Source organism: Saccharibacter floricola DSM 15669 (genome assembly GCF_000378165.1).
In the GTDB taxonomy this organism is placed as follows: Bacteria; Pseudomonadota; Alphaproteobacteria; order Acetobacterales; family Acetobacteraceae; genus Saccharibacter; species Saccharibacter floricola.
Map to the genome: position 1 here is coordinate 153,627 of NZ_KB899336.1, position 14,672 is coordinate 168,298.

The following is a 14,672-nucleotide window of genomic DNA, read 5'->3' on the forward strand; positions in this document are numbered from 1 at the left end:
TGCTGGGGCGAATGATGGGACTCGAACCCACGACCACCGGTACCACAAACCGGCGCTCTACCAACTGAGCTACATCCGCCATACAGCGAGGCAAGTTCTATTAAATCCTCACCCTTACGTCCAGCCCCTAAATGATAAATTTTCAACAAAATATCATTCCACCATCCCATCCTTTATCTTCACAGCGTCTTGAGAAGCTTTTATACCACAAGAAGAATTGCCGCCCCGGGCCGGAATACGGTGTGCATCTGTCCTTAATTGATCACCACTTACCCGTATTACAGAAGGGTCATCACATATGGCATCCGCCACATCTTACGTCCAAGAATGGACACAACGCCCGGTGAAGGAAATTCTCGCCGGGATGGTGGGGACATTTGCCCTCATTCCTGAGGTCATTGCCTTTTCCTACATTGCCGGGGTGTCACCGGCCGTCTCCCTCTTCGCCTCCTTTGTTATCTCCGTCTCCATTGCGTTTTTAGGGGGGCGCCCGGGTATGATTTCCGGCGGGGCAGGGTCCGTCGCACTTGTCATGGCGCCCCTCGTCCATACGCACGGTGTGCAGTATATGCTACTAGCGACCCTTATGGCCGGGGCCTTTCAGGTTATTTTCGGGCTCTGCAAGCTACAATCTGTCATGCGCTTTGTTTCAAGCGAAGTACGCACAGGCTTTGTAAATGCGCTCGCGATACTGATCTTCTCCGCTCAAGTGCCGCAAATGCTGGGCGTAACATGGCATACGTACTTGCTCATCGCGATTGGTTTGGTGATTATCTACCTCGTCCCACGCGTCTTTAGCGCCATCCCCTCACCTCTCATCTGCATTATCGCGCTAACAGCCATTACAGTCTTCCACCCTATGCCTGTGCGCACTGTGGCGGATCTTGGAGAGCTGCCCACGGGCCTGCCACATCTCACCCTCCCCCATATCCCCCTGACATGGCAGACCATCTCAGTCATTTTCCCCTATGCCTTAGCGGCTGCGGCTGTTGGCCTGCTGGAATCCCTCATGACAGCTTCTGTCGTCGATGACATGACCGACACACACGGAAAGCCACAGCGCGAATGCACAGGCTTAGGCTTGTCCAACATCTTCGTTGGGCTTTTTGGGGGCATTGCCGGCTGCGGCATGATTGGCCAGACCGTTGGTAACCTGCGCTATGGTGGGCGTGGGCGGCTCTCCACCTTTACCGCTGGGGCATTTTTGCTGCTCCTGATGGTTGCCTTACATTCATGGATTGCCCGCGTACCCATGGCCGCTCTCGTTGCTGTGATGATCATGGTCTCTATCAGCACCTTTGCATGGGACAGCTTAAGTGGGCTCATCCGCCAGCCTAAATTGTCGAGCTTTGTCATGATCGCGACCGTCATCGTCGTTGTGCTAACGCATGATCTCGCCGCTGGCGTGGTCGTTGGCGTCCTGCTGTCAGGTGTTTTCTTCGCATGGCGTACAGCAAAACTGGTTCAAGTCACCCCGGCTCGGGATGGTGGAGTGCTCACCTACTCTATCAGTGGGGAAGTCTTCTTCGCATCAGCCGACCTTATTCCCAGCTCTGTTGACTACCTGACCGATGCCCCAACCGTGGTATTTGACCTCACCCACGCTCGGTTCTGGGACGTTACCTCTGTGCAAGCGATGGAAAAGACCATTGATAAGCTCCGCCGACATGATCGTAAGGTGATCATCGAAGGGCTTAACGCACTTCATCATTCGATTTTTAACAAACAATCGGATGAACAAACGCTTCGCACTTAACCGATGATATTAAGCCAGTCTTTCTCTTTGGAAGACTGGCTCCATGAATAGAATGACCATGCCCTAACCAACTGACACAATCTGGCATGTTCTAACCGGTTTTACCCCTTACCCACCGTGATATGTCACCTTGAAAGGGAGGGCACAAATGCGTCGTTACGATTGACGCTATGGCCAATGGGAGCAGATAAAAGACCTGCTGCCCAATAGGGAGAGACACGTTGGAAGCACGACTTCGGACAATCAGCTCTCCGTGAAGGCCGTGCTGTATCGCTATCACGCCAGCATCCTATAGCTTGATCTGACTATTGATTATGACAATAAAACTATGATGCTCAATAGCACAATTATCCAAGCCCATCAGCACAGCGCTGGAGCCCCTAAAAAAAGGGGATCAGGTGGACTGAACACTTAAATTTACACAGTCTGCAATGCACTGAACAACCCGGAAAAATATTTCATCACACTGGAGCACGCTGCACATATCAATCCAAAGACTTTTATTGCCGACAAGCTCCATGACATAGATCAGTTGATCGCCCAACTGACACAATGTGGAGTGATTTCGGTTATTCCCCTCAAACACCAGAGAACAACATCATCTGTCTTCCAACAGTCAAAATGTTTGAGCGACCTCTCCAAGCCTTTGCTCTCCGGCTCGGTCATCCCTAAAACCGAAGTACGTTTTCAGCGTCACTCGACACGGGGGGGAGCCTCTCTATGTGAAACTCTCCCGCTTAAAGGCTATTATGGTATAAAAAACACCACCCACAAAAGCAGCAAAACCTGACGCTACCATAGCGAGGCAGCCTAACCACGATCTACATCCTCTTCACCCGAACTTTACCCGATCGGAAAAGATACAAAACACCGCTCGGTAGTATGGGCCAATGCGCTTCTTAATCAGTCGCGTTAGCCACATTTTCTAAGGGAAAAGTCGGATAAACACGTTTAAAGCGTTCACGGTTCACAGATGTTAAACGCACAATCAGCGTAATCGCCTCGTCACTATCGGCACGCTCAATGACCTCACCATGATCGTACAGCCATGCCATCGCCGCTCCATCCGTGACAGCAAGAGACGTCCGCACGACTTCCATAGAGCGTGTCATGAACTGATCCAGCGCTTCAAGAAGATCAGGCAGCCCCTCCTTCGTCAGCGCAGAAACAACAACCGCACCTTCACGTTTGGGAATCGCTGTCGTACCCCCCAAAAGGTCAGCCTTGTTCATCACCTCAATCACACGCTCTGGCCAATGGCTATCCAACATCCCGTCTTTGGCCATATCATCCAACACAGAGAGCACATCATCACGCTGTGCATTGCTTTCAGGATGAGCTGCATCACGCACATGCAAGATAATATCAGCTTCTGCCACTTCTTCGAGTGTCGCACGAAACGCGGCAATCAACTCCGTGGGAAGCTCACTGATAAAGCCCACCGTGTCAGAAAGAATAACATGCCGTCCTGAAGGAAGCGTCAGCCCACGCATCGTCGGGTCCAGCGTTGCAAAAAGCTGGTCTTGCGCGTGAACTTCAGCCCCTGTGATCGTATTAAACAGCGTGGACTTTCCTGCATTCGTGTAACCAACCAACGCAACAATGGGGAAAGGAACACGCCGCCGTGCCGACCGATGCAACCCACGTGTGCGGCGCACCTGCTCTAGCTCTTTACGGAGTTTTACCAAACGCTCATCAAGCATCCGGCGGTCGGCTTCCATCTGGGTTTCCCCTGGGCCGCCCATAAAGCCAAACCCACCACGCTGACGCTCCAAATGCGTCCAAAGCCGCACGAGTCGTGAGCGTTGGTATTCCAGATGAGCCAGCTCGACTTGCAGCACACCTTCCCGCGTGGCCGCCCGTGCACCAAAAATATCGAGAATAAGCCCCGTTCGATCCACGACCTTACAGCCAAGCTCATTTTCTAAATTACGCTGCTGTACAGGAGATAACCGCGAATCAACAACGACAACGCCAATATTCTCGGCCTTGACCTCATCACAGAGCTGCTCCAGCTGCCCCGCCCCCAAAAGCGTCGCCGGACGCCGTGTTCGCAGTGGGAAAATTGTTGTGTAGGCAATCTCAAGCCCAATAGAGGCTGCTAACCCAACGGCTTCTTCAAGGCGTGACTGTGCGGCACGCGGATTACTATAGGCTCCCGTTTTCTCAACAGGGAGGACAACGGCCGCAACCGTTGGAGCGCGTGCTGTTTCTTTTGGCTGACGTCTCACAAACTTTCCACACCTTCCTCAGCACCATCAATCAACTCTTGAGTAAAATCAGGCATCGACGCCACGGGCATGATGGTACTAACGGCATGTTTATAGACAAGCTGCACATGGCCATCGCGCCGCAAAACCAGCGTACGATCATCAAACAGAGCAATAACCCCCTGAAGCTTCACACCATTCACGAGGAAAACCGTGACCGATTCCTCACATTGACGCAAATGCTCCAAAAAGGCCTGTTGTACAGAACCAGACAGTGATGACGACATAAAGACTTCGTTTCCCCTATCGCCCTTAGCGTTCAGCCGAAGCAGATTGAGCGCCATTATTGCGCTCTTCTTGCGTAACGCCAAGCTGCTTGAGTTTGCGATGCAACGCGCTACGCTCCATGCACACAAAATTAGCCGTTCGGCTAATATTGCCGCCAAAACGCATCAGCTGCACCTGTAAATATTGTGTTTCGAATTTATCGCGCGCTTCCCGTAATGGCAGACTCATCACATCAGCCTCCGCATTCAGACGTGTCATGGACGGGGCTCCCTTACGCACCATCTCAGGCAACATATCCGCACGGATAGGGTCTGTATGGTTCGCACTCCCACTTGGAGCCATGATCAGCATACGTTCCATCAAATTACGCAATTCACGAATATTGCCGGGCCATTCATAGGTTTGCAAACTCGCGAGCGCATCAACAGAAAGCTCACGCTTAGGCAGACCAGAACTCTCCGCACAGCTTTCAAGAAAATAGCGCGCAAGAGCTGGAATATCCTCAGGCCGTTCTGCCAATGAAGGCACCTTCAACGGCACAACCGCTAAGCGATAATATAAATCTTCGCGGAAACGCCGTGCTTCAATTTCTTCCTGCAAATCACGGCTTGTCGTCGCGATAACGCGCACATCAGCCTTCACGCTATGAGTGCCACCTAAACGCTCAAAGGTACGGATTTGCAGAGCACGCACGATCTTTCCCTGCGTCTCCAACGGCATATCCGCAACTTCATCAAGCAACAAGGTGCCACGGTGCGCACGCTCGAGCACGCCACGACGTGTCGGCTGGCCTTCTTTCCCCTCCACCCCAAAGAGCTCTTCTTCAAAATGGTCAGGGGCCAAGGTTGCGCAATTCAGCACCACAAAAGGTTCATCAGAGCGCTTAGACTGCGCATGAATCATCCGCGCAGCCACTTCTTTCCCTGCCCCAGCAGGCCCACTCACTAACACGCGTGAATTTGTCGGGGCTACGCGTGAAATTTGCTGACGCAACGCGGCCATCAAACCACTATTGCCCATCAATGTCATTTGTGCCCCGGCACGCAAACGAAGCTCAGCATTTTCCTGCTTTAAACGCGCCGCTTCAAGGGCTCGCTGCACAATGACCAAGAGACGATCAGACTGAAATGGCTTTTCAATAAAATCGTAGGCCCCTTCATGAAGGCTAGAAACAGCCGTTTCAATCGTGCCATGTCCTGAAATCATCAAAATGGGCACGTTGGGCTCTTCTTCCTTGAAGAGCTTAAGCAGCTCTATCCCATCTAGCTTTGAATTTTGTAACCAAATATCAAGGATAACAAGTGAAGGCCTGTAGTCACGAAACAGTGCAATCGCCTCATCGGACTGCGCTGCACTCTGGGTACTATAGCCCTCATCCTCCAAAATTCCCTCAAGGAGAAAACGGATATCGGGCTCATCATCGACAATCAGAATCTCATGTTCCATCTGATATCCTCACGATCCGTTACACTCCTCTGCAATATTATCGTCTTCCACCAGCGGCAAACAGAGTGTGACAAGCGTTCCTTGCTGGCTCTCCCCGAACTGGTCGTCATCATTGGACCGGCCCCCCTCACGACGATCCGTAAAAGTGATCCGGCCACCGTGAGCGTCCATGATCCGATGAACAATGGCAAGCCCTAGGCCCGTACCTTTTGGCTTATGGGTTACATAAGGCTCAATCAGCCGATGGCGTTCACCAGATGGCAAACCAATACCATTATCACTCACGCCAATGACGGCTTCTTTATCGTTCACCTTCAACGATAAAACAATCTCCCCAATACACGGCCGCGTATCATCTATTTTGCGCCCTGTCATCGTGATCGCATCTGCTGCATTTTGCAAAAGATTAGTCAAACACTGCCCGATAAGGCGCCGGTCACACAAGACCATGACCCCTTTCGCCTCAAGCCCTTCTGTTCGATAGAGAATGTCAGGATGGGCATGGCGCTGCAAAATAGGTGCCTCTTGGCATAAACGCACAAGATCATACCGCGCCAATTCAGCTTGAGGCATACGCGCAAAAGACGAGAACTCATCAACCATGCGCCCAATATCGCCCACTTGGCGGATAATCGTCGCCACAAGCTGGTTATACGTATCAGGATCACTTGTGATTTCCTTTTGAAAGCGCCGCCGCAACCTTTCGGCTGAAAGTTGGATGGGCGTTAACGGATTTTTTATTTCATGAGCAATCCGTCGTGCAACATCCGCCCATGCTGCCTTGCGCTGCGCCACTTGGAGCACCGTGATATCGTCAAAAGTGACGACATAACCATCAATATCACGCTCCCCTTTCTCCGTCGCCACACGGACAAGAAGCGTGCGGCCAGCACGCGCGCCCCCGCCTTCACCCGGGCCGCCAGGAGCTTGTGCCCCTTCCGTGTCAATCTGCACTTCAGCGGTATGTTCACGCTCAGGCACATGTTGTACGGCCTCTAACAACGATGCAAATTCGGGCACACACTCTACGAGTGCCCGGCCAATATACTGTTGTAGGTCACGCTGTAAGATCACCGAAGCTGCACGATTGGGCAGCTCCACCATCTGCCGGGTATCCAGCCCAATCACCCCTGCGGACACACCTGAGAGCACCGCTTCTGTAAAACGCCGCCGCTCGTTGATCTGATCATAAGCCTTCATAAGCTCTGAACGCTGGCCTGCGAGCTGGTCTGTCATGCGGTTAAACGCCCAAGACAGCGTTTTAACCTCATCATCGCGCTCAGTTGGCACGCCTTCAATCGGCACGCGCGCCTCTAGGTCTCCACGTGCAATACGACGCGCCGCAATAATCAGTCGGCTCAGCGGATGAGCAATACGGTTCGCCAAAGCAAGGCCCGTTAGCATACCAACAGCGAGCACCAACAACCCCATCAGTGCCAAAATGAGGATGAGGGTTACCTGCGTTTTATTCCTGTTTCGCATCATACGCTGGTAATTATGCACCAACGTATTTGTACGCTGCATATGACGCATAATGTCTGGATCAACCGGACGTGTAATGACAAGAACAAGCCCCGAGCTTTCCCCCAGCGATACCACCGCCCTCACCACATGAGAGTCAGGCTGATCCAAGATGGCGACATCCCCCGCTTTCACCATCGCAATGACTGACCGTGAAGGAAGCGCAAGCTGAGGGGATCCCTCCTTCCCCACGAACAACCCACCCGTGGCGATCACTTTATCGGATAAAGGGTCAAAAATAATGGCATCGCTCAACCCACGTTCTGTCACTTCATCTTCTAGAAGCGTTTGAAGCCGGGAAGGCGCATGGAAAAGATCCGTCCCATGCGCAAAAAACTCATCATTTTGGATCGTCAACAAGGTGTTAGCGAGTGCAAAGGCTTCCGTGCGTGTGTTCTCATTATGCTCACGCAAATAACCCGCAGCGACCGAGCGCGCTTCGCTCAATGCCGTATTCACACGATTGGAAAACCAAATCTCCACACCATAATGGAAAAAGAGTGCCGATAATGCCCCAACCATCAACGTGGGTGCCACGGCAATCACACCAAACAGCGTCACAAGGCGGACATGCAGCCTCGCTCCTGCCATGCCCATCCGTCTCTCGGCTTGCATTCGCCCAATCTGGCCAATAGCCGCCGCACCGATCAACAATAAGGTGATGAAGTCCAGAAGGAATAGAAGGGCCTGCACCTGTGGAATATGCGCCACCGACATACCACTCGCGAGCACCCAGAAGGTGGTCAACGCTAAAAAAAGCGCCAAAACGGTAAGCGACACAATGCCATCGGCACTGACAAGCCGAGCGAGGAAGCGCCGTATCCACCGTGTCGAACGCCTCATCGTATCATCCCCCCTTCGGTAGACTGATCCCTAGGTCTCGAATACGCTTCCGCAGCGTATTGCGATTAACACCCAGTAAAGAAGCAGCACGCAACTGATTGCCGCCTGTATGATGAAGCACCATAGAAATTAACGGCTTCTCTACCGCCCCGACCACTTGCGCATGCAGCATGCACCCACCTGCTTCAAGACCAGCCTCCACATAGCTACGCATCGCAGGCTCCAATACAGAAGAAAGGCCGGGGCTGCCTTTATGATCAGGCAAAGCGCGTACCGCTTTAATCCGCTCTGGGCCCAAACGCTGACTGGCCGTTAACCCCTCTAACCAATGATGGAGCGGCTCTTCTAACTGACCATCACGCAATAAGAGACCATGGTCATAACGGCTGGCCACCATCAGGCGAACATCATGATCTCGGCTTAAGAGCAGATCAGCAACACGCTTCTGTAGCTCTGTGGTCAGGCAATCCAACTCATCAATCAGCAACGTGCCGCCCTGCGCTTGCTCCACCCAGCCCGTCACCTCTCTTGAGCCAAATAAATACTCACTCCGCAACGCTTGCGGGATTGACGTCAGCTGTGCCTCAATAAAAGCTGCCCGTGCACGCGCACTATGAGCATGCAGCTTACGGGCCACTTCCAGACGCTCAATCCGACTCGTTCCGTAAAGAAAAAGCGTCTTCATCAGAGCACCCCGCTCTGTTCACGCAAAATAAGCCAGCAACCCACCGTCAATAGACCTAACCAATTAGGCCGCATGACGCGCCGCCGTTCCTTCACGATCGCGCACAAAACCCGCGGCAATTAACGTATCGTAGAACTGCGTCAAATGCTCCACAACCTCCGGGGCGGAACTCATATGATTGACAGCCGCACGAAAAGCAGCAGACCCCGGGAGACCCGCAGAATACCAGGACACATGTTTACGCGCGAGACGAAGGCCAGGATGCTCCCCAAAATGATCCAGCATCATTTGGTAATGCTTCAGCACAATATGTTTTTCTGTTGCCAGATCGGGGTCCGGCACATCCTGTCCTGTACGGAGGGACTGCACAAGCTGGGCAGGGAACCACGGCCTTCCATAACACCCACGACCAACCATCACGCCATCCGCTCCAGATTGTGTCAGCGCTTCACGCGCATCGGCAATACTGGTGATGTCACCATTGACGATCACGGGGAGATCCATGGCCTCTTTCACTAACCGCACAAAAGCCCAATCGGCCGTGCCATTATAGAACATCTGCCGTGTTCGACCATGCACCGTGATCATGCGAATCCCACATTCCTGCGCGATCTTCGCTAAACGCGGCGCATTCAGATTGGTGTGATCCCAGCCCATCCGCATCTTCAGCGTTACCGGCACATCCACCGCTTTCACTGTCGCTTCAAGAAGGCGAGCGGTCAGGGCTTCATCACGCATAAGGGAAGAGCCCGCCATTTGACCGATAGCCACCTTTTTCACAGGGCAACCGACGTTAATATCAATCACATCAGCCCCACCATCGACAGCAATCCGGGCAGCTTGCGCCATCGCCTCGGGGTCACATCCAGCAAGCTGCACAGCATTAAGCCCGTCTTTTCCAGCTGTGCGCGCCATACGCATCGTATTCTCATTTTCACGAATCATCGCCCAAGAGGCGATCATTTCCGACACGACGAGACCAGCGCCGAGCTCACGCGCAAGACGACGAAATGGAAGGTCTGTTACACCAGACATAGGGGCAAGAATAACCGGATCCTCAATCACCTTGCCGCCACCCAAAGAAATCGGCGGCAGGGAGAAAAGAGGAGTAGAAGCAGAGCCCGGCTCTACCTGAACAGAAGACGATGGGAAGGAAATGGCATTCATAGGCCGCCTAATTTAGCGCCCCCCCTGCAAAAGCGCAACAAATCCCCACGTTCGTTCAGCCTTTTTTCAACACAGATATCCGAGAGGCCATCCCCTGAATTTCCTGCTTATGACGCGCCATTCCTTCGGGCGTGATCACAAACCGCCCATTCTCTCTCTGACGCGCAAAACCACGCTCAACAAGACGATCTAGGCAAGGACGATCTTTAAGAGGCTGTCTAAAATCTGGAAGCTGAGCTCCCGCAGGTGCAGCCGCAGGCCGCCCTCCATCACCACTCAGCCACAGACGATGCAGCGCGGAGCGGCAGCAGGTTTCAAGATAGGGATCATCCCAACTCATGCTATCTCTACCTTTTGAAATTCGTTACACTGAACAAGAAGGCTGGGCGCCGCCAAAGAACGTGGTGCGGCGATAGCGGGTTGTAAAGTCAAAGGAAACTTCATGATGATTGATACCAGTACGATCGCAAGTTGGGTGCTCCGCCACGTTAATCCTGAGCTCGCTCATGAAATCGCTGTCCATTCCATTCGCTCGGGCTTTGCAGGGAGCGCCCCTGCCGATGACCCTGCTTTAACCACCACAGCTCTTGGCCATTCTTTCTCCAACCCTATTGGTCTCGCAGCGGGGTTCGATAAAAATGCGCGCGCCGTTCGAGGTCTCGCCAAACTTGGCTTCAGCCATATTGAAACCGGGACTGTGACACCTCGTCCTCAGCCTGGCAATCCACGCCCTCGTCTTTTCCGCCTTCCAGAAGATGGAGCGATTATTAATCGTATGGGCTTTAACAGCTGTGGGATTGATCGTTTTTGCCAAAATCTCTCCCTCCTCTACCGCCCCGCTAGCGACGGCACCGTTCAGGCCGCGACGGCCCCCATCGGCATTAATCTTGGGATTAACAAAACCGGCTCAGCTCCGTTGAAAGACTACCCCGCTCTTGTCGGCCGGGTAAAAAACTATGCTGATTACATCACCATCAATCTTTCATCCCCCAACACACCAGGTCTGCGTGACCTACAAGGGTCTGATACGATCAGCCGCCTTCTTGATGCTATTAAGCAAGCTCACCCTGACCATCCCCCTCTCCTCGTCAAACTTGCGCCAGATCTCAGCGACGATTCGTACCGACCAATCGTTAATGCAGCCATTAATAGCGGGGCCAATGGTTTAATTCTCACCAACACAACCCTTGCGCGCCCCAAAAGCCTCACCTCCTCTCATGCTCTTGAAACAGGCGGCCTCTCTGGTGCACCCCTTAAGGCACGTTCCAGTGATGTCTTACGGCTTGTCTCTCAACTTGCCCATGGGCAACTCACCTTGATTTCCTCGGGGGGCATCACGACAGGACGTGATATTCTTGATCGCCTCAAAATGGGGGCAAGCTTGGTTCAAATCTATACAGCCTTTATTTATGAAGGCCCCGCCGCTCTTGTACGGTTGAAAAAGGAACTCCTAGAAGCCATGCGTGCTGATAATATTTCCTCTCTTGCTGAGCTCACGCCCTATTCTAAGCGTTAAAGCCAACACGATACCTTAACCCGCGAGGCCGTAATATGGGGAAACATCCCGTACCCTGCGGCTTCCATCTCAGAGAAAATACCATTATTATGACGATCTGTGCGGGTTATCATTTTTGCCGAACCCGCCAGCTTCAACGCCCTTAGCCACCTTTAGCAATGGAGAATGGTACGCCTCATGAAAACTGCTCTGGTCGGGATTATCCGCAATGAGGCAAGTGACCTTCTCGCTTGGATAGGCTGGCATGCCCTACTTGGAGTAGATACATTCGTACTCTTCGATGATGGGTCTGATGACGGCACACGCGCCCTCTTAAAGGCTGCCTCCGTGCAGCATGATATCCGTGTGTTTTTCATTAATGAACTGCACGGAACCTCATGGAAACCCCAGCAGCCTGTTTATTGGGAGCGCCAAAGAATCGTCTATATGGATGCCCTTCACGCACTCAAAGAAAGTGTGGATTGGGTCGGTTTCCTTGATACAGACGAATATCTAGCCCTGCACCGGCACGATACGCTGAAAAATTTCCTTCGTAGTTTTGGCCCCGATGTCGGTGCTGTCGGTATTCATTGGTGCCTTTATGGCAGTAGCGGGCACATCACCCGTCCCGACATGCCTCCCTTTTATGCCTATACACGCCACAGCACAGAAGATAACCCCGTTAATCGGCACATTAAGACCTTTTTGCGCCCACAATGCTGGAATGGCGAGTGGGAAAATGCCTACGCTTTCCCCCTTAAAGAAGGCCGTTATGTTGATCCTGACGGGCGTGACCTGAGCTGGGGTGCTCAGGTTGGCATGACAGAAGCACTGCCTGATTGGGCCACAGCGCGTATCATGCATTTTCGTGTGCGAAGCCTAGAGCATTTTGTCGAGCGCGCACGCCGTCGGCGTGATAGCCGCCTTACCTTGGCGGATTTTAACGAAGATGACTGCAATGACAGCCAAGATAGCCGCCATCAAGGACGCACACCTCTTGTACTTGACTGGATGCGGAAAACCGTTTTTCAGGGGGTTGGAGAGGCGCTCAATAACCTCCCATTACCAGCCTCCAGACCAGAGCAGATCTCCGTCGCACGGCCTCAGCCACCTTATAACCTTGCTGTTTCACGCCTTATACCGTGGAATAATGACAAGCTGGAGATTCACGGCTCACGTGTTTGCTCACAAGGTCTGGCTAAAAACAATACGGGCCTCTTTGTTTTACACACCGCTTCTATGCCCCATCAGGGTTTCCTCTTCGCACTTGATCTCAAGGATAATATCCTCGACTTCTCCATTTTGGCGGATAGTCGCTTAACAGGTTTTCTAGGCTACAATCTTGTTCCAACCGAAAGAGCTGATCACGTTGCTTTACAACAAATAGGGGGAATGAGCCGCCGCCACGCATACCTCACCACAGTGCCCGGCGAACCCCTCATTGCGGATCGGCCTGTTCCCCATTTATGGGAAACGTTCAGCCTTGCTCCTGCATATGCGGCCCCTGATGGACGCTCATGGAATGAGCTTTCATTCATACGGTTACTGGAAAACACTCTGCGCCATCCGGTCACTCTCGGTACCATCGCCCATATGGCCCACAAAGATCGGCTAGCCACGATCCGCCTTCTTCCGCTCCTATACAATGTTCTCTCAGAAGACGATCAAAAATATCTGGCAGCTCAGCTTGGCCCCTTTGCGCCCTTTGTCTTGTAAACATACGCTGTCATCCACCGTATAAAAAACCCCCTCTCTTCATATGGAAGAGAGGGGTTTTTTATGTCGGGAATAGTGAAAAGCCTTCTAAGAAGCCTTAACGCCCCAATTTACGAAGTTTCACACCTTTCATCAGGCGCTCTTCAATCACTGCCAGCGCCATACCCTTTGTTTCTGGAACTAATAGGATAGTCAAAATAAGGAAGAGTGCATTCAACGCCCCTACCAACCAGAATGTGCCTGCTGCCCCCAACGTTTCCATCAATGTGAGTGCACTCAAACCAACGATCATATTGGTGACCCAGTTCGTCAACGTGGACGCAGCCATACCAAAATCACGTCCGCCTATAGGCTGAATCTCAGAACACAAGACCCACATCAACGGCCCCGCCGACATCGCATGTCCTGCACAGAAAACCATCAGCACAAAAACTGCCGCCATCTGCGCACCGCTGGAGCCCATACCAGAATGGAGCAAGCAGCCTAAAACAACCATGGCGATCGCCATCACCGTAAAACCGACATACAGGATGGGTTTACGTCCCCAACGATCGACCAGACCAACAGCCACAAAGGTGGCAAACATGTTGACCATCCCGATAATGGCCGTGCACCATACTTGGGACTGCGTATCGAACTTCGCATATTCCAAAATTTTCGGCGCATAAAACATCACAATATTGATGCCAGCAAATTGCTGCATCGCCTGCAGCATAATGCCCAAGCCGACCGAACGACGAAAATTGGAATTCGTCCGGAAGAGCTTCCAACCATCCTGCTTGGTTTCAAGTTGCAGACGAATGGCCTGAATCTCTTTCGCCGCTTCCAACGGGTCATTGCGCAGATCCAACATGATCTGCCGGGCCTCTCTGTGACGCCCCTGCATCACCAACCAACGTGGACTATAGGGAAGGAAGAGCACCCCAATCAAAAAGAGCGCCGCAGGGAAGGCCGCTACCCCGAACATCCAGCGCCAGTCACCACTATAAGAAAAATACGTATCAGATAAAAACGCGACAAAAATACCCACTGTCAGCATCAACTGATAGGTGGAAACCATCGCTCCACGGGAATCCTCACTCGCAATTTCAGACAAATATAATGGTGCCGTAAAGGCCGATAGCCCAACAGCAACCCCCATCACGACACGAAAGGCAATCATCGAGGGGATAGACCAGCTTAAAGCACAGCCTGCCGCTCCAACAGCGAAGACAGCAGCACCCAAGATAAGAGCGCGTTTTCGGCCCATATGATGAGACAGCCATCCCGCGCTAACAGACCCAACAGCCGCGCCGGCCATCATTGAGCTCACCACCCAAGAAAGGGCCAAGGTGGAAGCATGAAATTGCTTACCAAAAAAAGCGAGCGCCCCTGACACCACGCCGATATCAATCCCTGACATCAGCCCAGCGAGAGCCGCAACAACACCAATGGCTAAAATTTTAAAGCGTGTCGGATCAAAAAACGATGTTGAATCGTCTTCCATACCCTCCGCAGGTGTTACACCCTGTCCTTGACGGGCCTCTTCTTCAACCATGATTTTGG

At 52.5% G+C, this 14,672-nt stretch carries 11 protein-coding genes and 1 tRNA gene; 3 read left to right on the plus strand and 9 right to left on the minus strand.

Annotated features, from left to right (window positions below; translation table 11 throughout):
- Positions 1-3: 3 nt before the first annotated feature.
- Positions 4-79 (minus strand) — tRNA-His (locus F457_RS0105280).
- 219 nt (positions 80-298) lie between these two features.
- Between F457_RS0105280 and F457_RS0105285 the strand changes: the two genes are divergently transcribed.
- A complete protein-coding gene (locus F457_RS0105285; protein ID WP_018980094.1) occupies positions 299-1,756 on the plus strand; it encodes a SulP family inorganic anion transporter in 1,458 nt (485 codons plus the stop codon).
- Between the two features lie 899 nt (positions 1,757-2,655).
- Here F457_RS0105285 and hflX read toward each other — a convergent pair.
- The 7 genes from hflX to F457_RS0105320 form a co-directional block, all read right to left on the minus strand.
- On the minus strand, positions 2,656-3,987 hold the full coding sequence (gene hflX / locus F457_RS0105290; RefSeq protein WP_018980095.1) for a GTPase HflX: 1,332 nt from the start codon (positions 3,985-3,987) through the stop codon (positions 2,656-2,658).
- Positions 3,984-4,253 (minus strand): RNA chaperone Hfq, encoded by a 270-nt coding sequence (gene hfq, locus F457_RS0105295; protein WP_018980096.1) that lies wholly within the window; start codon positions 4,251-4,253, stop codon positions 3,984-3,986. The genes hflX and hfq overlap by 4 nt, the downstream gene beginning before the upstream one ends.
- A 25-nt stretch (positions 4,254-4,278) precedes the next feature.
- On the minus strand, positions 4,279-5,700 hold the full coding sequence (gene ntrX, locus F457_RS0105300) for a nitrogen assimilation response regulator NtrX (protein WP_018980097.1): 1,422 nt from the start codon (positions 5,698-5,700) through the stop codon (positions 4,279-4,281).
- 9 nt (positions 5,701-5,709) lie between these two features.
- The gene (locus F457_RS0105305; RefSeq protein ID WP_018980098.1) at positions 5,710-8,064 is read right to left on the minus strand and encodes a sensor histidine kinase NtrY-like; all 2,355 of its coding nucleotides are present in this window, start codon (positions 8,062-8,064) and stop codon (positions 5,710-5,712) included.
- Between the two features lie 4 nt (positions 8,065-8,068).
- Positions 8,069-8,749 carry a helix-turn-helix domain-containing protein gene (locus F457_RS0105310; RefSeq protein WP_018980099.1) on the minus strand — a complete coding sequence of 227 codons (681 nt, stop codon included), beginning with the start codon at positions 8,747-8,749 and terminating at the stop codon, positions 8,069-8,071.
- A 63-nt stretch (positions 8,750-8,812) separates the two neighbouring features.
- Complete coding sequence (gene dusB / locus F457_RS0105315) at positions 8,813-9,916, minus strand: tRNA dihydrouridine synthase DusB (RefSeq protein WP_018980100.1); 1,104 nt, start codon at positions 9,914-9,916, stop codon at positions 8,813-8,815.
- 55 nt (positions 9,917-9,971) lie between these two features.
- Entirely contained in the window at positions 9,972-10,256 is a 285-nt protein-coding gene (locus F457_RS0105320) for a hypothetical protein (protein WP_018980101.1), read from the minus strand.
- A gap of 105 nt (positions 10,257-10,361) precedes the next feature.
- Between F457_RS0105320 and F457_RS0105325 the strand changes: the two genes are divergently transcribed.
- Positions 10,362-11,432, plus strand: coding sequence for a quinone-dependent dihydroorotate dehydrogenase (locus F457_RS0105325; protein WP_026294218.1), 1,071 nt, complete (start codon positions 10,362-10,364; stop codon positions 11,430-11,432).
- Positions 11,433-11,609: 177 nt separating this feature from the next.
- Positions 11,610-13,127, plus strand: coding sequence for a glycosyltransferase family 2 protein (locus tag F457_RS0105330; RefSeq protein ID WP_018980103.1), 1,518 nt, complete (start codon positions 11,610-11,612; stop codon positions 13,125-13,127).
- Between the two features lie 97 nt (positions 13,128-13,224).
- On the opposite strand, the gene F457_RS0105335 is transcribed toward F457_RS0105330, so the two are convergent.
- A complete protein-coding gene (locus F457_RS0105335) occupies positions 13,225-14,613 on the minus strand; it encodes a sugar porter family MFS transporter (protein ID WP_051081299.1) in 1,389 nt (462 codons plus the stop codon).
- Between the last annotated feature and the right edge of the window lie 59 nt (positions 14,614-14,672).

Bases quoted from the DNA above. Each gene is read 5' to 3' on its own strand.
- F457_RS0105285 (WP_018980094.1), top strand. From the start codon at position 299: ATGGCATCCGCCACATCTTACGTCCAAGAATGGACACAACGCCCGGTG.
- hfq (WP_018980096.1), bottom strand. From the start codon at position 4,253: ATGTCGTCATCACTGTCTGGTTCTGTACAACAGGCCTTTTTGGAGCAT.
- ntrX (WP_018980097.1), bottom strand. From the start codon at position 5,700: ATGGAACATGAGATTCTGATTGTCGATGATGAGCCCGATATCCGTTTT.
- F457_RS0105305 (WP_018980098.1), bottom strand. From the start codon at position 8,064: ATGAGGCGTTCGACACGGTGGATACGGCGCTTCCTCGCTCGGCTTGTC.
- F457_RS0105310 (WP_018980099.1), bottom strand. From the start codon at position 8,749: ATGAAGACGCTTTTTCTTTACGGAACGAGTCGGATTGAGCGTCTGGAA.
- dusB (WP_018980100.1), bottom strand. From the start codon at position 9,916: ATGAATGCCATTTCCTTCCCATCGTCTTCTGTTCAGGTAGAGCCGGGC.
- F457_RS0105320 (WP_018980101.1), bottom strand. From the start codon at position 10,256: ATGAGTTGGGATGATCCCTATCTTGAAACCTGCTGCCGCTCCGCGCTG.
- F457_RS0105325 (WP_026294218.1), top strand. From the start codon at position 10,362: ATGATTGATACCAGTACGATCGCAAGTTGGGTGCTCCGCCACGTTAAT.
- F457_RS0105330 (WP_018980103.1), top strand. From the start codon at position 11,610: ATGAAAACTGCTCTGGTCGGGATTATCCGCAATGAGGCAAGTGACCTT.
- F457_RS0105335 (WP_051081299.1), bottom strand. From the start codon at position 14,613: ATGGAAGACGATTCAACATCGTTTTTTGATCCGACACGCTTTAAAATT.